Annotated in this window: 15 protein-coding genes; 7 read left to right on the top strand and 8 right to left on the bottom strand. The window is 55.6% G+C overall.

The genetic code is table 11. The features are described from left to right. The first annotated feature begins 64 nt into the window (after positions 1-64). Positions 65-1,660 carry an alkaline phosphatase D family protein gene (locus HKD32_RS08710; protein ID WP_194257854.1) on the top strand — a complete coding sequence of 532 codons (1,596 nt, stop codon included), beginning with the start codon at positions 65-67 and terminating at the stop codon, positions 1,658-1,660. A 14-nt stretch (positions 1,661-1,674) separates the two neighbouring features. Here the strand turns inward: HKD32_RS08710 and HKD32_RS08705 are convergent, their stop codons facing one another. The 6 genes from HKD32_RS08705 to HKD32_RS08680 all read right to left on the bottom strand — a co-directional run bounded on the left by HKD32_RS08705 (position 1,675) and on the right by HKD32_RS08680 (position 8,795). Further along, a complete protein-coding gene (locus HKD32_RS08705) occupies positions 1,675-2,895 on the bottom strand; it encodes a multidrug effflux MFS transporter (RefSeq protein ID WP_194257853.1) in 1,221 nt (406 codons plus the stop codon). After that, positions 2,888-3,625 (bottom strand): DeoR/GlpR family DNA-binding transcription regulator, encoded by a 738-nt coding sequence (locus HKD32_RS08700; RefSeq protein ID WP_337905509.1) that lies wholly within the window; start codon positions 3,623-3,625, stop codon positions 2,888-2,890. The genes HKD32_RS08705 and HKD32_RS08700 overlap by 8 nt, the downstream gene beginning before the upstream one ends. Before the next feature lie 135 nt (positions 3,626-3,760). Then, the gene (locus HKD32_RS08695) at positions 3,761-5,206 is read right to left on the bottom strand and encodes an outer membrane beta-barrel protein (protein ID WP_194257852.1); all 1,446 of its coding nucleotides are present in this window, start codon (positions 5,204-5,206) and stop codon (positions 3,761-3,763) included. Between the two features lie 48 nt (positions 5,207-5,254). After that, on the bottom strand, positions 5,255-6,619 hold the full coding sequence (gene eat, locus HKD32_RS08690) for an ethanolamine permease (protein ID WP_061930784.1): 1,365 nt from the start codon (positions 6,617-6,619) through the stop codon (positions 5,255-5,257). Continuing rightward, complete coding sequence (gene eutC / locus HKD32_RS08685) at positions 6,616-7,410, bottom strand: ethanolamine ammonia-lyase subunit EutC (protein WP_194257851.1); 795 nt, start codon at positions 7,408-7,410, stop codon at positions 6,616-6,618. Before eutC ends, eat begins: the two co-directional genes overlap by 4 nt. A gap of 2 nt (positions 7,411-7,412) precedes the next feature. After that, positions 7,413-8,795, bottom strand: a complete 1,383-nt coding sequence (locus HKD32_RS08680; protein ID WP_194257850.1) for an ethanolamine ammonia-lyase subunit EutB — start codon at positions 8,793-8,795, stop codon at positions 7,413-7,415. Between the two features lie 182 nt (positions 8,796-8,977). Between HKD32_RS08680 and qhpR the strand changes: the two genes are divergently transcribed. The 4 genes from qhpR to HKD32_RS08660 all read left to right on the top strand — a co-directional run bounded on the left by qhpR (position 8,978) and on the right by HKD32_RS08660 (position 13,273). After that, positions 8,978-10,039 (top strand): AraC-like transcriptional regulator QhpR, encoded by a 1,062-nt coding sequence (gene qhpR, locus HKD32_RS08675; RefSeq protein ID WP_194257849.1) that lies wholly within the window; start codon positions 8,978-8,980, stop codon positions 10,037-10,039. A gap of 40 nt (positions 10,040-10,079) precedes the next feature. Further along, positions 10,080-10,502 (top strand): alternative ribosome rescue aminoacyl-tRNA hydrolase ArfB, encoded by a 423-nt coding sequence (gene arfB, locus HKD32_RS08670; protein WP_194257848.1) that lies wholly within the window; start codon positions 10,080-10,082, stop codon positions 10,500-10,502. Between the two features lie 11 nt (positions 10,503-10,513). Continuing rightward, on the top strand, positions 10,514-11,062 hold the full coding sequence (locus HKD32_RS08665) for a DsbA family protein (RefSeq protein WP_061930796.1): 549 nt from the start codon (positions 10,514-10,516) through the stop codon (positions 11,060-11,062). 81 nt (positions 11,063-11,143) lie between these two features. Then, a complete protein-coding gene (locus HKD32_RS08660; protein ID WP_194257847.1) occupies positions 11,144-13,273 on the top strand; it encodes a M3 family metallopeptidase in 2,130 nt (709 codons plus the stop codon). Between the two features lie 4 nt (positions 13,274-13,277). Here the strand turns inward: HKD32_RS08660 and HKD32_RS08655 are convergent, their stop codons facing one another. Together HKD32_RS08655 and HKD32_RS08650 are read right to left on the bottom strand one after the other, a co-directional pair. Then, positions 13,278-14,450: a cytochrome-c peroxidase gene (locus tag HKD32_RS08655; RefSeq protein ID WP_061930802.1), complete on the bottom strand. Its 1,173-nt coding sequence runs from the start codon at positions 14,448-14,450 to the stop codon at positions 13,278-13,280. A gap of 155 nt (positions 14,451-14,605) precedes the next feature. After that, positions 14,606-16,261: a phospholipase C gene (locus tag HKD32_RS08650; RefSeq protein WP_194257846.1), complete on the bottom strand. Its 1,656-nt coding sequence runs from the start codon at positions 16,259-16,261 to the stop codon at positions 14,606-14,608. Positions 16,262-16,644: 383 nt separating this feature from the next. Between HKD32_RS08650 and HKD32_RS08645 the strand changes: the two genes are divergently transcribed. Together HKD32_RS08645 and HKD32_RS08640 are read left to right on the top strand one after the other, a co-directional pair. Beyond that, entirely contained in the window at positions 16,645-17,997 is a 1,353-nt protein-coding gene (locus tag HKD32_RS08645; protein ID WP_194257845.1) for an inorganic phosphate transporter, read from the top strand. 188 nt (positions 17,998-18,185) lie between these two features. Continuing rightward, positions 18,186-20,555, top strand: a complete 2,370-nt coding sequence (locus HKD32_RS08640) for a TonB-dependent receptor (protein WP_194257844.1) — start codon at positions 18,186-18,188, stop codon at positions 20,553-20,555. Positions 20,556-20,557 lie beyond the last annotated feature (2 nt).

Genomic DNA, 20,557 nt, shown 5'->3' with positions numbered 1-20,557 from the left:
ACGGGGCGATCCGCTGTCTTGAGTGAACACACATCTGCTCGACCTCAGCGAAAGACTCTGACCGATGTTTTTGAACCGTAGACGCGTACTGGCCGGCCTTGGAGCGGGTCTTCTGTTCACCTACCGTCTCAGGCAGCTTTCTGCTGCCGCCCCCCATAATCTCGACAAGAAACCCACGTTTGACGTGTCCCCATTCCAACTGGGCGTGGCGTCCGGTGATCCTGCAACAGACGGTTTTGTCATCTGGACGCGCCTTGCGCCCCGCCCCATGGAAGAAGCGGGGGGAATGACGCATCTGAAACCTATTCTGGTGGATTGGGACATCAGCGAAGATCCGAAATTCGCAACAGTTCTTCGCACAGGACAAACCATCGCTCATCCTGAACTGTCGCACTCCGTGCATGTTGAGGTCGAAGGGTTGCAGTCTGATCGGCCATACTGGTATCGCTTCCGCATCGCAGGCCATGAAAGCGCGATTGGCCGTGGGCGGACGTTGCCTCTGCCGGGTGCTGAGGTCCAGCGTCTCCGGTTTGTGGCAGCCGGCTGTCAGCATTATGAGTTCGGGTATTATTCCGCATGGCGCGCCATCGCGAATGAGAACGTCGATTTTATCTTTCATTACGGCGATTACATTTACGAAGGCGCAGACATCGGCGCTGGCGTTCACACGGTTTACGGCAAGCCCTTTACGGCAGTTCGCCGCCATTTCGGTCCGGAAATCTACTCTCTGGACGAATACCGCCGGCGCTATGCCCAGTATAAAATGGACCCCGATCTTCAGGCCGCACATGCCGCCGCACCATGGCTCGTCAGTTTTGACGATCATGAAGTGGATAACAACTGGGCCGGAGACACAGATCAGGACGGAACACCGCCGGACCTCTTCCGCCTGCGTCGCGCTGCAGCCATGCAGGCCTATTACGAGAATATGCCGTTACGTGCGAGTTCTCTGCCTGATGGGAGCCACATGCAGATATACCGAAGCTTCCGCTTTGGTGATCTGATGAACACGTTCGTTCTGGATACGCGCCAGTACCGTAGCGATCAGGTCTATGGTGACAAGGATGCACCGCAAGGTGCGGATGTGTGGTCACCAGAACGCACGATGATGGGCACTCAGCAGGAGGAATGGCTCTTCAACGGGCTAAGCAAGTCCGACACATGCTGGAACCTGTTGGCCCATCAGGTCATGGTCATGGATCTCGCTCACCGGAAATCAGCCCATTCCGAACTGCTTTACAGCATGGATCAGTGGTCAGGTTACATGTACAGCCGCAACCGGCTGCTTCAGTTCATCGGGGATCACTGTCCCGGAAATGTCGTCAATGTTACGGGCGATGCGCATCGGCATTACGCGGGTAATCTCGTTCTTGACCCTGACAAACAGAAACCGGTTTCTGTCGAGTTCCTGGCGACGTCCATCTCGTCAGGTGGCGATGGTATCGGCGATAATGATGCACACAGCCAATCTGTTCGCCGTGAGAACCCGCATCTGAAGGCTACGACCGACAAGCGTGGTTATGTCATCTGTGATGTTGGGCGGGATGTCTGGCGTGCAGATCTCAAGACGCTGGATCAGGTCAGCAACCATGATGGGCAGCTTTCCACCTATGCGAGCTTCGCAGTGGAGCGTGGTCGTCCAAGTCTTGAAAAAGCCTGAGACGACCCCTGTCATCAGGGGGTTACATCCTCCTGATGACGAGACGCCAGCTGGAAGCAGGTGAACAGGCCGGCCAGAGAGGTCAGCAAAAGGACTAGTCCCATGGGCAGGGCACTCGTTTTGCTCAGACCCACCAATGGCGCAGCCACACCACCTATCAGAAGGTTTAATGACCCGAGAATCGCGCTGGCACTCCCGGCGCGGTGTCCCTGTTTTGCGATGGCAAGAACGAAGGTTGCCGTCAGGATCATCCCGATACAGGTCATGTAGAGGAAGATCGCAGCCACTAGCAGGAAAAGCGGCCCCTTGAGCGTTGCAATCAAGGTGATGAGAGCTGCTGCGACTGTGATGCAGATGACCGATGCACGCAGGAATGTATCGGTACGGGCCATGCTTCCCGCTCGCCCGATCAGCCAGCTCCCCCCCACCAGCGCCAGACCGTTGATGCCGAAAAGGATACTGAAGGTCTGCGGCGTTACACCGTAGATATCCTGATAGACGAAGGGAGTTCCGGCGACATAGGCAAAGCTGCCACCATGAATAAGACCGACAGTCAGGGCATGACCGATGAATTCGCGATCCGTCAGCAGGCTGTGGAATGTTTCCAGTGTGGCACGGGGAGAGTTGGGAAGACGCCTGTGGAGTTCCAGTGTTTCCGTCAGGCGAGCCGCTACAAGGCCTAATGCAAGAATACCAAATCCCGTCAGGAACCAGAACATCGTGCGCCATGTTGCTGATGGCAAAGCCAGAATGGCGCCCCCAAGCATTGGTGCGACCATGGGAGCAACCGCGTTGATGATCATCAGCCGCGAGAAGAAACGAGCGAGGTCGGGGCCGTTGAAAACGTCTCTGACCACAGCGCGGGAGAGAACCAGACCTGCAGAAGCCGTGAGGCCTTGCAGAAAGCGTGCAACGATGAAGGTCGTAATGCTGGAAGCAACGGCACAAAACAGCGATGACAAGGCGAAAAGAGCCATTGCACCCAGAAGCGGGATCTTACGTCCCCGGGCGTCGCTGAATGGGCCAACCAGAAGCTGCCCGACCGCAAGCCCTATGAGGGTGCTGGTCAGACTGAACTGAACGGCTGTTTCACTGGCCTGAAAGTCATGCCCGATGTTTGGGAAACCGGGCAGATACATATCAATATTAAGTGGCCCCAGACATGTCAGAAGCCCCAGAATAATGATGAGATCACGCTGGACGGGACGGGTTATTTCGGCAGACGTGTCAGTCATGAGCTGGAACCTTGAGAATGGACACGCCTGAGGCGTTCATGCGGGAAAGTTCGTCGGAAGGGGCGTCTTCTGAGACAATGAGCGTATGAACAGTGTCCAGCGGAGCAACAGGAAAGCGACCGCCTGACCCGATCTTGCTGCCCTCTGCCATGACCACGACGGTTTCGCTCCGGCTAAGAACTTCGCGCTTGAAAGCAGCTTCTTCCGGATCCCATACGCTTGGGCCCTCGGCTGAAATCGCCCAGACACCCAGAGAGCAGAGATCGAACCGGTAATGCTGAAGCGATTGAACAGCCACCGAGCCAATGACTCCTCCGGTCGCGCCATCAAGACGTCCACCAATCATGATAGTTTCAATCTGGCTTGCATCGCTCAAGGCAACTGCCACCGCAGGGCTGGAGGTTACGACCGTCAGGGGCATATCCCGAGGAAGAGACGTTGCTAAGGCAATATTGGTGGAGCCGGTATCAATGAAGGCCACCTGTTTGGCTTTGAAAAGACCCGCAGTATGGCTGGCCAGTGCGTTTTTAAGCGTAATATTTTCCCCCATGCGGGAATGGATATGCGCCGCAGCCGGCTGCATACGGAGTGCACCACCATATACCCGACGGCATTCGCCAGCTTCTGCAAGTTCGCGCAGATCACGACGGATCATATCAACGGGCACATGCCATTCAGTAGCCAGATCGGCCGCAAGGACGCGCCCGTGACTTTGCAAACGGGCACGGATCTGGCTCAGGCGTTCGTCTTTGAGGATGGGATTTGCTCCGGAAGGGCGTAAAACACGCGCAAACCGTCATAAACACGCATAACCTGTCAAGAAGTTTCGGGCTCTGTTGCTTTTGGCAGTCTCAGGTGTGGCAGATCAAAAACTTAGTACTGCATCCAGATTGAACCACAGCATATTGCTGGTTCCATTATTGACGGCTGCGCCAGAGACCGTGGTAGCCTGATTGAAGGGGTGCGTTCCGTTGAAAGACTTATCCAGACGAATTTCCGGACGAACAGTCAGGGCGCCACTTCCAAGGTGGCGGTTAACGAAGGGTGGCCGATAGGCCACGCCGACCGTCAGAGCACCATAGGTCGTGGGGGGCGCGCCATAGTAAAAATAGGGCCGGTTCCGCAGGGAGTTCGTGTAGGACATATTGCCGGGATACTGATTGATGATCCCGCCGGTATTGTCCCGGAAAATTTCACCGCGAACGTTTAAAGTCAAAGACGGGTGAATGTCCCACGACAGGTAGGACGTGACGCCGTAAGCATCATCGCGCGACGCATCATCATGAAGGTAAAGCGCTTCCGCCATTAACGAGAGTGTTTTGTTGACGTGATAGGTGGCCAGAAGGCTTGCATTGTATTGCATGAGGCTATTTGCAGCCCTGCCGATCCCTGAGCTGCTCCAGCCAGCGGGAGAGGTTCGACTGGCACCATTGTTTCCCTGCGGTCCGAAATGGCCGATAGCATGCAGGTTCAGTTTGCCCCCCATCAGATTATTCCAGGCGAAGCCGAAATATCCTTTGGGGCGACTATTGTTCCCGGCCTGACCAAACGTCGTGGAATTACCTGCGTCGATGCCAAGGATCCAGTCCATATGCTGGCTGAGGTGCATCGTCGCGATGATGCCAACCGTTTCGAACGGAACGATATAGTCTGATGCGTAATTGAAGGAGTAGAACGGGCGGGCGAGGGCAGGTGTGCCTTCCGCGCCGATGAGGGCATACATCTGCCCGGCCTGAAAATCGATCCCATGACGAAAGATCCACGGCGTGTGAACGTCGATATGTGCCTGAGTAGGGGCCCACTGATAAAGCCCGGTGAGCGTACCATCTCCCATACCGATTGTCGGATCGAACCGTGCGTCTGATCCGTACATGACTTCAGCAACAAAGCCGATCCCGTAACCGCCGCCTATGGACGTGATGGGATGGGAAATTGAGCCCATGATCTGGTTGAGAGTCACGGTATTGGCGCGGTCCAGATAGAACTGGCCGAAATTTCGTCCAGACCGCGTCCACGGATTACCGCTGATCCCCGCTTCAACAGTCAGGTGGCCGACCAGCCCATCCCAGTAGGACAAGGAGTGCCCAGTCTTGGGTGAGAACAGATTTCCCGCTTTCAGAGTCGGGATATCCGGATCAGTGCTGTCAGCCTGATGGGACGTTGATGGTAGCGTCGTCGGTGGATTGGGGTTGGGTGTCCCGTCCGGCGTAATGGCTGTATTCGACGTGGCGGCCGCCTGAGCGTAAGCAAAAGACGGGAGAGCCGTTCCAACGAGCAGGCAGAAGACTGCCAGGACGTGTTTGTCCGACACGCGAAATCCGTTCCTGAAAGTTTCGGGGAAAGACGACAGCGAATAAACTCAGACCCCGGCCCTGAGCCGCGTTTGTGCGTTCTGGTATTTTCGCATGAAGACAGTGCTCAGGATCGCCATGAATGCGATGTAGATCGCGCAGACTTCGGGATTGTAGTATGTCACGGCTGCCAAAAGGACGATTGCGCCAGTCAGGGCGATGCCGGGCAGGACGGGGTAGAGCGGTGCGCGGTAAGTGCGCGGCAGGGAAGGCTCCGTCTGACGCAGGCGAAACAGGCTGATCATGCTCAGGATATACATCGTGAGAGATCCGAACACGGCCATGGTGACAAGAGTTGCCGTCAGGGACTGACCGTGAATCGAAATGACATCATCGGAAAAAATGGCTGCAATGCCAATGACGCCACCAGCAATCGTAGCCGTATACGGTGTATGAAAACGCGGATGAACTTTGCCGAGAACCGCCGGTAGAAAGCCGGCACGCGCCATGGCAAAGATCTGCCTTGCATAACCCATGATGATGCCATGCAGGGATGCGACGAGGCCGAACAGACCAAGCCAGACCAGCATATGCAGCCATCCGCTGTGCGCCCCTACGACATGCTTCATGGCCTGTGGGAGAGGATCATTCAGGTTGGCAAGAGCGTGCCAGTCTCCGGCACCTCCAGCAAAAACCATGACGCCAAAGGCCAGAAAGACAAGCGTGAGAACTCCCGCAACATACGCAATCGGAATAGAGCGGCGCGGATTGCTGGCCTCTTCAGCCGCCATGGCCACACCTTCGATGGCGAGAAAGAACCAGATGGCAAAAGGAATGGCCGCGAAAATGCCCCCCATGGCTTCCCAGCCGAAATGAGGGGCTACGCCCCAACCGTCATGCAGGAAATTGTCCCACGAGAAGGCGGGAGCGACGACGCCCATGAAGACGAGCAACTCAATGATGGCGGCAATTGTAATGAACAGTTCGAACGTCGCTGCGATATGCACGCCGACAATGTTGAGTGCCATGAAGATCACGTAGGCGCCCAGAGCCGCGACTTTGGGCGAGAGATGCGGAAACTGAACGTTCAGATAAGCACCGATGGCCAGAGCAATTGCCGGGGGTGCGAAAATGAATTCGACCAAAGTGGCGAGACCCGCAATCAGGCCACCCCATCGGCCAAGGGCGCGATGACTATAGGCGAAGGGGCCACCAGCCTGTGGGATCGCGCAGGTCAGCTCCGTGAAGCTGAAAATAAAGCTCGTATAGACCAGCGCGACAAACACGGTAGCGATCAGGAAGCCAAGCGTTCCGGCGGTGGCCCATCCATAACTCCAGCCGAAATATTCCCCGGAAATAACAAGACCAACGGCAATACCCCAAAGATGAAATGCACTCAGGGACTTGTTGAGATGCGACGGCGCATCGCTCATTGGTCGTTGTCCTTTTCAAGAAGGGGAACGGAAGTTTCAAGGGCTACGACTTCAGGTGCAGCATCTTTGAGACCCACGCCTGTGAGCTGCAGGTGTCTGGCTTCCCGCATCAGCCAGGAAAGCTTTGCTGCCGCAGCCGGGACGGTCATGCCGTGTGGGTGGATGTTCGAGAGGCAGTTCCGGGATGAATCGGGGCAGCCGACATACGGCCCGTAGGTCAGATAGATACCCATACTGTCCGCTACGCTTAGACCGGGTCTCTCACCAATCATCATGACAACCATCCTTGCACCAAGCCTCACGGCAATGTCGTCGCCTAACGCGACACGGGCTTGGGTAGCGATGACCAGAGGCGCGACGGTCCAGTCAGCAAGCTGCGCCTGCATAGCCCGGAACAGGGGAATTGCACTCTGCTGTGTGGCAAAGGACGACAAGCCGTCTCCCGCGACGAAAACCACATCCCAATCACCTTTTGGAAGTGTGGCAGCAGCTTCGGGATCAAGTCGCCGTCCAAGATCCGGGCGGCGCAAATAGGTCGAACGGTCGGGCGCACGGCTTTGAACGCAGTAGCATGGCTCGTCGCCCAGAGAACCCGTCAGGGTTTCAATGTTTAGAGGCGTATGAACGGCATCCCTTGCCTGTGCGTGAGAGGCTTGAAAGTCCAGAACATCGTTGGTTTTCAGGGCATTTCCTGTGCGGCCCAGCCCAATCCGGGCGCGGGTGAGTTGGCACAAGTCTTGCCATGGATCTGGTATCTGGGATGTCGGGGAGGTAATGCGGTCGTCCGTCATGGTCAGCGCACCATCTGGCCGAGAAGGGTCTGTCCGGGCGGGACGTCCAGAACCTTGTCGTTCCGCGCATCATACAGACCCATCCGCTCCAGCCAGCCTGCAAATTCCGGTGCGGGTTTCAAATTCAGAAGTTTGCGAAGGCTCAGAAGGTCGTGGAAGGACAGGCTCTGGTAATTGAGCATGATGTCATCCGCACCTGGAACCCCGATCAGGAACGTGATGCCTGCCGCCCCCAGAAGGACCATCAGATTATCCATATCATCCTGATCGGCTTCGGCGTGGTTGGTGTAACAGGCATCACAGCCCATCGGCACGCCGAGCAGTTTGGCGCAGAAATGATCTTCCAGGGCGGCCCGGATGATCTGCTTGCCGTCATAAAGATATTCAGGACCGATAAACCCCACGACCGTATTTACCAGCAGGGGGTTATAGGCCCGTGCTACAGCGTAAGCGCGGGCTTCCACGGTCTGCTGGTCCACCCCGTGATGGGCTTCGGCAGACAATGCAGCACCCTGACCTGTCTCGAAATACATGACATTATTGCCGAGAATGCCACGATTGAGAGCCAGAGCTGCCTCATGAGCTTCTTTCAGAATCCCGAGACTGACGCCAAAGCCTTCATTGGCTTTCTGTGTCCCCGCAATGGACTGAAAGACCAGATCGACCGCGCCGCCGCGGTTCATGATCTCGATCGTGTTTGTAACGTGTGTCAGAACGCAGGTCTGGGTCGGAATGTCATAGCGCTGGCGGGCGTGGTCGAGCATCTCCAGAAGAGCGAGGCCGTTCGAGACGCTGTCGGTCGCGGGGTTAATGCCGATGACGGCATCCCCCATCCCGCGCAGAAGACCGTCCAGAGTTGAAGCTGCAATTCCCTTCAGATCATCGGTCGGATGATTGGGTTGAAGGCGCGTCGCCAGGCAGCCTTCCAGACCAATGGTGTTTCGGAACTTCGTGACGACCCGGATCTTGCGGGAGACCGTCATGAGATCCTGATTGCGCATGATCTTACTGACAGCGGCCGCCATTTCCGGCGTGATCCCGGCAGCGATGGAAGAGAGCGCTTCAGATGTGGCCTCATCGGATAACAGCCAGTCCCGGAAGCCGCCAACGGTCAGGGACGCCACAGGCGAAAACGCCTGAGCATCATGTGTATCCATAATCAGGCGCGTGACGTCATCTGCCTCGTAAGGGATGAGCGTTTCATGAAGGAACGTGCGAAGTGGCAAGTCTGCCAGAGCATATCGGGCGGCAATTCGCTGAGCATCAGAACTGGCCGCCAGACCGGCAAGTTCGTCTCCAGAACGCGCTGGGGAGGCCTTGGCCATCAGGGTTTTCAGGTCCCCGAACGTGTAATGTTCCCCTCGCAGGGTGCATCCGTAAGCCATGGCCACAATCCTGTTTCTCTGATCTGTCCAAACTCTATCAGAAGACGGTCTGGGTTTTGTCCGTTAGCGCAATTATATCTTTTTCGGATTGATCCTGACTTGACACCAGACGACAAGGTTTTGACATTTGACAACAATCCGCCCAACACTTCGCGTTGAGTGAGCAGCAACACGAAGATGCGATGTTATCCTTTTCAAAGCCCTCTGAATCAAAGGCCCATGTTCTTGCCGCAGCTGCTGCAGGGGTGGAAGATTTTCTGACATCTCAAGGCGGAGACATGGAGCGGATTGCCGGACGTTCCGGCCTTTCAACACGGCAGTTTGCCTTGCCGACCGACGCTTTGAACCTTGCGGCCTACTGTCGTCTGTTTGCCGAAGCCGAAATAGAGACCCGCAATGGAAATATCGGTCTGTGCTTCGGCCAGCAGTTCAAACCCCACCAACTTGGCCTCATTGGCTACATCGCCCTGTGTTCTGAGACTGTAGAGCAGGCCGTCCGCAATCTGGCCGCCTATTTCGGGTATCATCAGGCTTCTACTGTGACATGCCTGACCGAGACTGCTGAGACGTTTCAGCTCGATTACATGATCACTGACCCGACCATTCAACACCGCCGCCATGATGCCGAACTGACGATGGGCATGTTTGCAAATATTCTCCGAACAGGACTGGGGCCAGCCTGGACCCCGCAGGCCGTTCTGTTCGCCCACGACCAGCCGGAGCAGGCGGGAGAACACCGCGATGTGTTTCAGTCAGATATCCGTTTTGCGGCAGGGCGAAATGCGCTGATCTTCCGGAGAGACAGGCTGGAGACACGGATGCCGGGAGCGGATGCTGGCCTGTTGCAGATCATGAAATCTTCTCTGGTAACATTGGCCCGGGGGCCTGGGAACGCAAAGTCAGAACAGGCACCGTCTCTAAGGCAGCAGGTCATCATGCAGATCAGAGCCTGTCTGCCGCATGGAGGATGCGAGTTCTGGGAAATTGCTGAGAAACTTGCCCTCTCTCCCTGGACGCTGCAGCGTCGGCTGGGGCAGTTAGGGCTTTCCTACTCTGCTTTACTGGATGAAGTCCGTCAGATTGACGCCATTCGCCTTCTGACGGAAGCCAATAGAGACATCAGCGAAATCGCCATTCTTCTGGGCTATACCGAAACAAGTGCCTTCAGCCGGGCTTTTCGACGATGGTTTGGAATGTCTCCCCGTGTCTGGCAACAACAGAATAACGGACGCCCCAGTCGATAGGTATTTCCTGAGAGAGACCGCCTCGTGTAGGAACGCATGCATGAGTGTTGAAGTCATGCCCGGTCTGATCCTCAAAGACGAAGATCTGAGAGTAACCTATATCTTTGCGTCTGGCCCGGGTGGCCAGAACGTCAACAAGGTTGCGACAGCCGCGCAGCTTCGTTTTGACGCAGCAGGCTCTCCGGCATTGTCAGAACGCGTACGGACCCGACTGCTTGAAATTGCAGGAAGTCGCGCAACCCGGGACGGAGAAATCGTGTTGACGGGACGACGCTTTCGCACGCAGCTTCGCAATCGGGAAGACGTTATTGAACGATTGGCAGCAATGATCCGTGAAGCTGCTCATCGACAGGCTTTCCGCGTTCCGACGCGTCCGGGTAAGGCGGCCCGTCAAAGGCGAATGGATGGAAAATCCCATCGGGCAGGAATTAAGCGCAACCGGAAAGTCCGTCTGGACGATTAGGGAGGAAAGACATGGTGGCACATTTGTCCGCACTGAAATGGGGAACGGGCGCAAGAACATTTGAGATGTTTCTGGAGCCGACGTGCCCGTTTTCTGTCAAGGCGCTTCGCAAAATCCCGCTTCTTCTCGAAGAAGTCGGAGAGGATCGGCTGACAGTGCACATCCGCCTTCAGTCCCAGCCCTGGCACATGTTCTCCGGCGTGATCGTTCGCGCCGTTCTCGCAGCCTCTACGCTGGATCAGGGGAGGGACAGGGCGCATGATGTCCTTTTGGCCGTGGCGGACCATCGGGAAGAATTCGAGTTCACCGACCATTGTTCTGGCCCCAACATGAACTCCACTCCGGCTGAAATCCTCGCACGTCTTGAGGCTTATAGCGGGGTCGCCCTCGCAGAAGCCTTTACGCTTGAAGAGGTTACGAAGGCTGTAAAGTGGCATGCGAAATACTCTCGGCAGAACGGCATTCATGTCTCTCCGACCTTCATGGTGGATGGGCTGATTAATCCGGCGTTCAGCAGCGGGGACAGCGTGGAAGATTGGGCGGACCGCCTGCTCGCGTAACCCGCTGACGAAACAGAGGGTTGGACGTTGTGCGGCTTCTCCCATACAGTCGCGGTAACATAAGACTTTCAGGATGTTTCAATGACTTCCAACCTCTGGATCAGGGCCGCTTTCGCCCTGACACTCGGATCTTTCGCCGGAACCGAAGCTCAAGCTGCCGCGGCCAACCCGTTTTTCATGGCCAGCACGCTCCCTTATCAGGCCCCACGCTTCGATCTGATCAAGGATAGTGACTACGCGCCCGCTTTTGAGCGTGGCATGGCCGATCATCTGCGCGAAATTACGGCCATTGCGAACAACAAGGCCGCCCCCACGTTCGACAACACGATCGTGGCGATGGAAAAGGCTGGCCGTCTGCTGGACCGGGTGCAGGAAACGTTCTTCGGCGTTTATCAGGCCAATAGCGATGCAGAGTTGGACAAGGTTGAGAGCCGCGAAGCGCCGCGCCTGTCCCAGCATGAAGATGAGATCTATCTGAACGAGCGCCTGTTTGCGCGCGTCAAGAAACTGCATGACACCCGCGACAGCCTGAACCTGAATGCCGAACAGGCGCAGCTTCTGGATGTGTATTACCAGCAGTTCGTTCATGCTGGCGCAGAACTGTCCAAGGCCGACAAGGTCAAGCTGCGCGCCATCAACACCAAGCTGGCCAATCTTGAATCCGTCTATCAGCAGAAGCTCATCGCCGCTGCGAAAGACGGCGCCCTTGTCGTTGACAGCAAGGATGCATTGGCCGGTCTTGATGATGGGGCCATCGCCTCGGCTCAGAAGGACGCGGAAAGCCGCAAGCTGACCGGCAAATGGGTTCTCCCGCTTCAGAACACGACCCAGCAGCCCGCTCTTGAAAATCTGAGCAAGCGCGAAACCCGTCAGGCCCTGTTCGAACAGAGCTGGAACCGTGCGGAGAAGGGTGACAAGAACGACACCCGCGCCACGATTTCCGAACTGGCCCAGCTACGCGCCCAGAAGGCGGCGCTGTTCGGCTATCCGAGCTTCGCCGCTTACACACTCTATGACCAGATGGCCAAAACACCCGAAGCGGCCGAAGACTTCATGCAGAAGCTCGTTCCAGCCGTAGCTGCCGAGCAGAAGCGGGAAGGTACCGTTCTTCAGGACGCAATCCATCGTGATGGCGAAAACTTCACGCTGAAGCCCTGGGACTGGAACCGTTACGCGGAGCAGGTACGTCGCGAGAAATATGCGCTGAACCAGGATGATGTGAAGCCATACTTCGAACTCAAGACGGTTCTGACAGACGGTGTGTTCTTCGCCGCCAATCAGCTTTATGGGATCACGTTCAAGCAGCTTACAGATATTCCGGTTTATAACCCGGACGTTATGGTGTTCGAGGTCTTCGACAAGGACGGCTCACAGCTTGGCCTGATGTACTTCGATTACTTCAAGCGCGACACGAAGTCTGGCGGTGCCTGGATGTCCAATTTTGTTGGCCAGTCCTCGCTTCTTGGTACGAAACCCGTCATTTACAACGTAGCAAACTTCACGAAGGCAGCGCCGGGTCAGCCACAGCTCATCACGTCTGATGATGTGACGACCATGTTCCATGAGTTCGGTCATGCGCTGCACGGTCTGTTCGCAAGCCAGACATACCCGACACTGTCTGGTACGAATGTCGCCCGTGACTTCGTGGAATTCCCGTCCCAGTTTAATGAAAACTGGGCGTTGGATCCGAAGGTCCTGGCGCATTACGCCCGTCACTATAAAACGGGCGCGCCTATGCCACAGGCATTGGTCGACAAGATCAAGAAAGCCGCCAAGTTCAACCAGGGCTATGCTCTGGGCGAAATCGTTGCTGCGGCTGAACTTGACATGAAGTGGCATGCCCTTCCGGCAAGCGCTCCGCGTCAGGATGCTGACAAGTTCGAGGCCGATGCACTGAACAGCATGGGTCTTGATGTAGCGAACATACCCCCGCGTTACCGGTCCAGCTACTTCCTGCATATCTGGTCCAATGGATATTCGGCTGGTTATTACGCTTATCTGTGGACGGAGATGCTGGATCAGGACGTCTTTGCCTGGTTCACGCAGCATGGTGGCCTAACGCGTGAAAACGGCCAGCGCTTCCGTGACATGATCCTGTCCAAGGGTCACACCATGGATTACGGGCCGATGTTTGAAGCCTTCTATGGCAAGGCACCGGATATTGAACCGATGCTGGCTCATCGTGGTCTGACAGCTGACAGCCAGAAGTAAAAACTTACGGGCGGGTGGGAGACCACCCGTCCGTTAAAGTTTCCAGGAAGCGGATGATAGCCGTCCGCTCTTCGGGCGTCAGTGCTGGCTGATCGCCCGGTTTGCGATCCATTGGGGCATCGGTTCGATCAAGGTTTGACTGATACTGCGCTGGGAGATCGTCTGTTTTTCGAACATGCCCGTGCGCATCGCGGCTATAGAATAGCTCCGGTTGAATGTCTCTCAGAACGTAGAAATCCAGAACCCGTCGGAGATCATGAAAAACGCCATTGTGGAAAAAGACTTTGCGGTCTGCCACGTTCCGGAGTGTTGGGGTGGCGAACATTCCACAATAGGCGCCTGACTGTTCCGCTCCTCCGGGCATGGTTTCGCATAGCCCAAGATCGAAATGACCGTTCTCATATGGTCCCATGAGAGCCATATTGCGTGGAGCACCAAGAGCTTCATATTGCCGGTCCGTCAACAGCGGGGGCAGATTTCCCGGAAGAGGTCGATCTAGGTGACACGCGGCACAGTTGCCCTTCAGGGGATCATTGAATAACCTATATCCTGCGCTTTCCTGCGGTGTAAGTCGGGTCTTTCCCTCAAGCCACGCATCGAACTTGCTATTGTAACGATGGAAAGACGGCTCTTCGATCTGGTATCGTGCCAGCGCGAACAGAGCTTCAGATAAAAGCAGATCTGGCGAGGTTTCTGCGGCTGGGCCAGCAAGAGCCTTGAGGCTTTTGGTATAAGGCGCGTTTTCGATGCGGTTCCGCGCAATTAACGGCGTGGAAGCCATTTCCGCCGGATCAAAAAGCGGGCCTAGAGCTTGCTGCTGAAGGGTATCCGCACGCCCATCCCAGAAAAGACCCCCCTGCGGCACAATGGCTGTTGCGGAACTGGCGATTGCACTTTTTGCGGCGTGTGAGGCCGTAGCCCCCGCGACAGGCAGCACAGGAGCCGTTTCGCTCTCCGGGTTGTCAGGCCCGATACTGAAATTGGGTACATGCTCCAAATAGGCGAGAGACGGGATGGCCCGTTTCCCGGGGCTTTTGAGAGCTTTCCCGCCCATGAAAACGGACTGATTATTCGGCGACCCGTAGTGATGATGCGGATCGTGACAGGATGCGCAGGACAGACGGCCAGAGCCAGAAAGAAGTGGATCGTAAAAGATGTCCCGCCCTATCTGAGCCATTTCTGACAATGGTTCTATTCTAGGCCGTTGTAGGGAAACAGGGCAGGGATTTCTGCCATCTGCTGTCGGGAGGCACCCCTGAGCATGGAGTTGTCCCGATAAAAACATGCCCAAAAGGAGCCCGGAATAAAGGGCTCCCCAGACTGTTCGTGAGGTCAAAGCGGGGACGCGGACGGCTGTGAGGCAGGCTCACCCGTCTCCGGGTTCAGGAAAACAGGAGACAGACGCGGCTGACGGCCGAAATCGAACAGGTCCGCCAGGTCTGCGGCATCCGCGTCGAAAGAGCCTTGGCCAAGACGCTGACCATGCAACCAGTTATCTTCGATGAAGCGTGTAATCGAACTCTGCGTGATCTGAACATGGCTGATGAAGTTGGTCTTGGCCCATGGCGAGATTACGATCAGTGGAATACGTGTCCCAGGGCCGCATCGCCCGTTTACAGGCTGACCAGAGACCCCTTCCGGAGCCAGAGCTGTTCCGCAACGACCGGGGCCATTCAGTTGATCAGCCGGGTTGTCATAGGACCCGTGGGTTGGCGTGACATAGGCATGATCGTACCAACCATCTGAATCATCGTAAGCGATAATAATGGCTGTATCACGCCAGTCCGGACTACTCTGAATCAGATTGATCGCGCTGACGACGCCACGTTGCTCATCCAGCGGGTCCGAATACCCAGCGTGCCCATCCTGAAGAGCCGGCATCTTGAGAAAGGATACTGCCGGAAGGTGACCCGCTCGGACGGTCGCGTAAAAATCTTTCAGATCATACTGATGGTTGGCCGGGTCTTTATGAATCCCGTCTTTCTGAAAAGTCTGGCCTATGACATCCGATGATGAAGGGCGCGCATGGGTCGGATTGGCCGTGCTCGCGTAATACTGGAACCAGTTGTGATGGGGGATGTAGTCGGGAATGTTCTGCGCCACCACTGTAGAATAGGTCTGGCGTTTGCATCCCGTCGTTCCATCAGGATTATGCAGATTCAGATCAAAGCCGCCCATGAAACCGCCCCAGCTGACATGCTGCTGGTTCAGAAGGTCTCCAATATTGCGGCTTGTCATCATGACCTGTTCGGTCGGAACGGAGCAGACATCTCCGACCGGGTCAATGTCGTTAACCATAGTCCAGCCACCTTGGCCATCCGGGATGAACGGAGACTGGACCTCGGGTGTGGAGCGCTTCTGGGCAGATTTCACGATCGTCATGCCGTTCGTCTGGCCTGACACGACTTCCAGTGCCCCGGGTGTGGATGGACCGTATGTATCGGTATAAGCCGCATCACTCATGGCGAAGTTCTGGGCATAGTTCCAAAAAGCTGTGACGGTGTTGCCGTCAAAATACCCCATGACCTGCCCACGGGTTGAGAAAGCACCTACACCGCCGGGCGTTCCACGGCCTGTATAACGCGGGAACAGATCGGCCAGACCGTGATGATACGCCTGCTGTTCGGCGCTGTAAGCATGGTTCTGATCCGCCGTGCTGGCCTGAGTGCGATCTAACCGAAACGGCAGTGACGCGTCTTTTCCGTTTTCCGCACGTGTGTTCGGGTTCTTCAGTAAAAGATCAGCTGTGACGAGCGTATTGGCACGTGGCGTATCGGAGCGCGCCTGAAATATCGGTTCACCTGGTGGGTTTACGGCAGATGGGTACGTCCCGAAGTAGTGATCGAAGGAGACGTTTTCCTGATAGATCACCACCAGATGCCGAATAGGCGTCGCGGTTTCTGTTTCCTGAGGAGCGTTTTCTGCGCGGGCTGAAGCCAACAGAAAAGGCGTGAGAGCAGAGAGAAGGAGAGTGGCGCGAAAAGTCATGCAGGCGGGAATCTAGCATCTGTTAGGGAATGGGAGGACAGGCGGCTATCTGCCCGTTCTGTACCGGCAAAAAGGACATGGAGGCCAGAGCTTTTCTCTGGTTTGGGTCTGTTGTTCCAGGCAGACATGAGTGTCTCACGCCATAATTCATGGGGCTGCTTTTTTTCGGGCTGGTTCATCGGATAGCCTTTTGAGTGAAGCAGGCGATAGAGCCACAGTTTTCTTATCCCAACGCGCGGGAAAGAATTGTGATTGTTCCATTAAATGATGGAAATAATTCCCGCCGATGAAACTTTCATGAAAGACGCTCAGGCAGTCTTTGGCAAACACCTGAATGCAGCTACGAGAATTAACCTACCCTTTACCAGGAGCTGGCATTCAGAATGCTGCACTTCGCCCCAGAGTCTATCTGGTCAATCATCGCGCTTGGACTGTGCTTTCTGCTGGTCTGCGTGTTTGAGTTTGCCAATGGCTTCCATGACACGGCAAATGCCGTTGCAACGGTCATTTACACCAATTCTCTCAAGCCCAAGGTCGCGGTCGTCTGGTCCGGCCTGATGAATCTTCTGGGTGTGCTCCTCGGCGGTATTGCCGTGGCTTACACGCTGGTCGAACTGTTGCCGCCAGATGTGTTATCGCCACCGAATGGGAATCCTGCGGTTCCCATGCTTGTGTCTCTGTTTGGCACGGCTCTGGCCTGGAACCTGCTAACCTGGTGGTTTGGCATCCCGAATTCGTCTTCTCATTGCGTGATCGGCTCGCTTGTCGGCATTGCTATTGGAGACTCCTTTCTTCATGCCCGTGACCTAGGACATAGCGTGGACTGGAACCAGATCTGGAAAGTTCTGACGACACTCGCCGTCTCACCACCACTTGGCTTCATTGGTGCAGGCATCCTGTTCCTGCTCATCCGGAAGTTTGTGCATCTTCCGGCGCTTTATCAACGCCCCGAGCCGCACCACAAACCCAACCCGATTGTGCGAGCACTGCTGATCACGACCTGTACGTTGGTCAGCTTCTCGCATGGCAACAATGATGGACAGAAAAGTATCGGCCTCATCATGCTGACCATCATTGGCCTGATGCCTGCCGCTTTTGCTCTGAACCCGCAGGTTCCGGTACAATACGATGTCATTCGTCAAGACGTTCAGGCGGCACGTCCACTGGTTGCAGAATTTGATCGATACTCTTTCAAGGCTGATGCAATGGCGTCCATTGATCGTCTTGAAAAAGGTGCGGGAATTCATGCGAGCCCGGCTGAGACGCGGGGAGACATCTATCAGGTTCTGTCCGGATTGCGCTCGGTAACGTCCAATCCCGCTGCGTCGGACAAGCAGAAAAAAGAAGCAGCCTCACTCGCCAAGAAACTTCGTCCCACCGTGGAATACGCACCCTTCTGGGTTCGTCTTCTCAGTGCGCTCTGCCTCGGCATCGGAACGATGATCGGGTATCGTCGTATTGTTCAGACGCTGGGCGAGGGGATTGGCAAAGCTCACCTGAACCCTGCGCAGGGCGCAGCCTCCGAAGTTGTCGGGGCAGGCTTGATCATGACCGCTGGTTATACAGGCCTGCCGGTCTCCACAACGCACATCATCACGTCCGGTGTGGCAGGAACGATGGTGGCGTCCGGGTCAGGAATCAACATGCATATGTTGACCAAGATTGCTCTGGCCTGGCTCTTTACCCTGCCTGTTACAATTACGGTTTCGGCATTGCTGTTCTATATTCTTGCTTGAGAAAATTTAGAAAAATCCGTTTTCCTATCGAAAAGGCTCGCCATTCGGCGGGCTTTTTTTGTCCGTGCTCTTAAATGTGAAAACCATATTGCAATGTCTTGAAACGATAACACGACAGAAAGGAACCGCCTTCATAACGTCCCCGCAAATTCACGGGCCGATTCACGCCCTAGCGGGAATACACAAGAATGAATATGATGCTTGCCCTGACGACCTGTCTGAGCGGAATTGTCGCTCTCTCAGTTCCTCAGACTGTGTTTGCAAACGATGCAGCTTCCAGTCATTCCCCGCTAAAGGCCACGTCGCACACTACACAGGCCAAAAAAGTATCTGCCAAAAAGAGCGCGCCGCGATCCACTGAAGCGGCATCCGCAGAATCCGTCGTTGTTCTTGGGGCAGGCGCCGCGCGTGAGACGCAGACCATTTCCCGTAGGGCCATTCAGGAAATGACGCCAGGAACAAGCCCCTTCAAGACTTTGTCCAAACTACCAGGCGTCATGTTCACGTCGTCTGACCCACTGGGATCTTATGAATGGTCCCAGCAGATCGTTATCCGCGGGTTCGATCAGAGCCGCCTCGGCTTCACGATGGACGGCATTCCTTTGGGAAATCTGGCCTATGGTAATGATAACGGGCTCTCTATCGGTCGCGCTCTTGAGACCGAAAACAACGGTCCCTCGACGCTGACACAGGGCGCGGGTGCACTGGGTGTAGCGGCATCGAACGATCTGGGCGGTGCGTTACAATTTACATCCGTCGATCCAACCAAAAAATTCGGTGTGGATGTGGCCGGAACGATCGGCTCGGCGTCAACTTGGCGTACATTTGCCCGTATTAACAGCGGCGAACTCAAAGGCGGTGGCCGCTTCTACGTGTCCTACAATCATCAGGACGCCAACAAGTGGAAGGGCGACGGTGTTCAGGTTCAGGACCAGGCCAACGCCAAGTATATTCAGCCATTCGGAGAGCATGTAAAACTGACAGTTTTCGGGGACTGGTCCAAGCGTAAGGAAAACGATTATCAGGATCTTTCGCTCGCCCAGATCAGTAAATACGGATACAGGCTCGACAACATTACAGGTAACTATGCTCTCGCCAAGCAAATTGCCACGGCCTATCAGAACGGCACGGCCTTTCCATCCAGTGTCGAAAATCAGGACACGGTCTATTATAATGCTGCAGGTCTGCGTGAAGATGCCATGGGCTATGGCCGTCTGGATTTTGATATCACGAGCCGCCTTAAAGGCTTCGTGACCGGATATGGTCATACCAACACGGGTGAGGGCGCATGGGTCACACCCTATCTCGCGACGCCAGCGGCTCTGGGAGGCTCACCGCTGACGACCCGTACCACGGAATATGACATTCACCGTGCGGGCTTTATCGGTGGCCTGACATATAAGATCGCGAACCACACAATCGACTGGGGCTTCTGGTTCGAAAACAACAATTTCGAGCAGGCCCGTCGTTTTTACCCGCTTCAGGACAGCGGGGCTCCGTCATCCATTCACTGGTATCAGGGAAATTCTTTCTACACCCAGTGGCAGAGCACATTTAATACCAAAACTTATCAGGTTCATCTGGGCGACACATGGCAGATCATGCCAGCACTGAAGCTCACCTATGGCTTCAAATCTCTCATCGTGGATAACTCTGCCCGTGCTCTGAGCGGCAATCTGATGGGGACACCGACCGGAACAACCTACCCATCCGGCTCTTTGAGTGCCTCGAATGGTTTTCTGCCGCAGATTGGTGCGAACTATCGCATCAACCAGCACAACGAAATCTTCGCAGACTACGCGCGCAATATGGCCGCTTTTGACAGCGCCCAGACGTCAGGTCCTTTCTCCACAACGACAGCTGGCTTTGAAGTGCTTCAGAAGAAGCTGAAGCCCGAGATGTCCAACACGGAAGAGCTTGGATACCGTTTCCATAACCGGACGTTTCAGGCTTCCGTTACAGGGTATTATGTCGAGTTCCAGAACCGTCTTCTGGCTGTGACGCAAGGCGTCGGTATCCAGGGCAATGCCTCGGTTCTGAGCAACGTGGGTGGCGTTACAGCGCGCGGCGTGGATGTCGCGGCGAACTGGAAGTTTGCACGGAACTGGTCGCTGTTCGCGTCCTATGCTTTCAACAACTCCCTGTATGATGACAATGTGTATGCGGATGGCGTTGTGTCTGCCCGCATCAAGGGGCGGCACACGGTTGGTATGCCATCAAATCTTGCCAACGTAGAACTTGGCTATGATGACGGCGCAATCTGGGGGAACGTCCTGATGCAGTTTCAGGACAAACGTTACTACACCTATACCAATGATGCTTCCGTTCCAGCCAACGCCGTCTTCAACCTGAATGTTGGCTATCGCTTCCAGAGCCAGAACTGGTTCCTGCGGGGGCTGGATGCGCAGATCAACGTCACGAACCTCTTTGACAAGAAATATGTGGCGACGGTTGGAAGCAATGGCTTCGTCAATTCCGACCCATCCGGAACCTTCCAGACGCTTCAGGCCGCAGCACCCCGCATGGTCTTCTTCACGCTTCGCAAGCACTTCGACTGATT

Source organism: Gluconobacter japonicus (assembly GCF_015244665.1).
GTDB lineage: Bacteria > Pseudomonadota > Alphaproteobacteria > Acetobacterales > Acetobacteraceae > Gluconobacter > Gluconobacter japonicus.
This window is presented reverse-complemented; position numbering and strand designations above follow the sequence as displayed.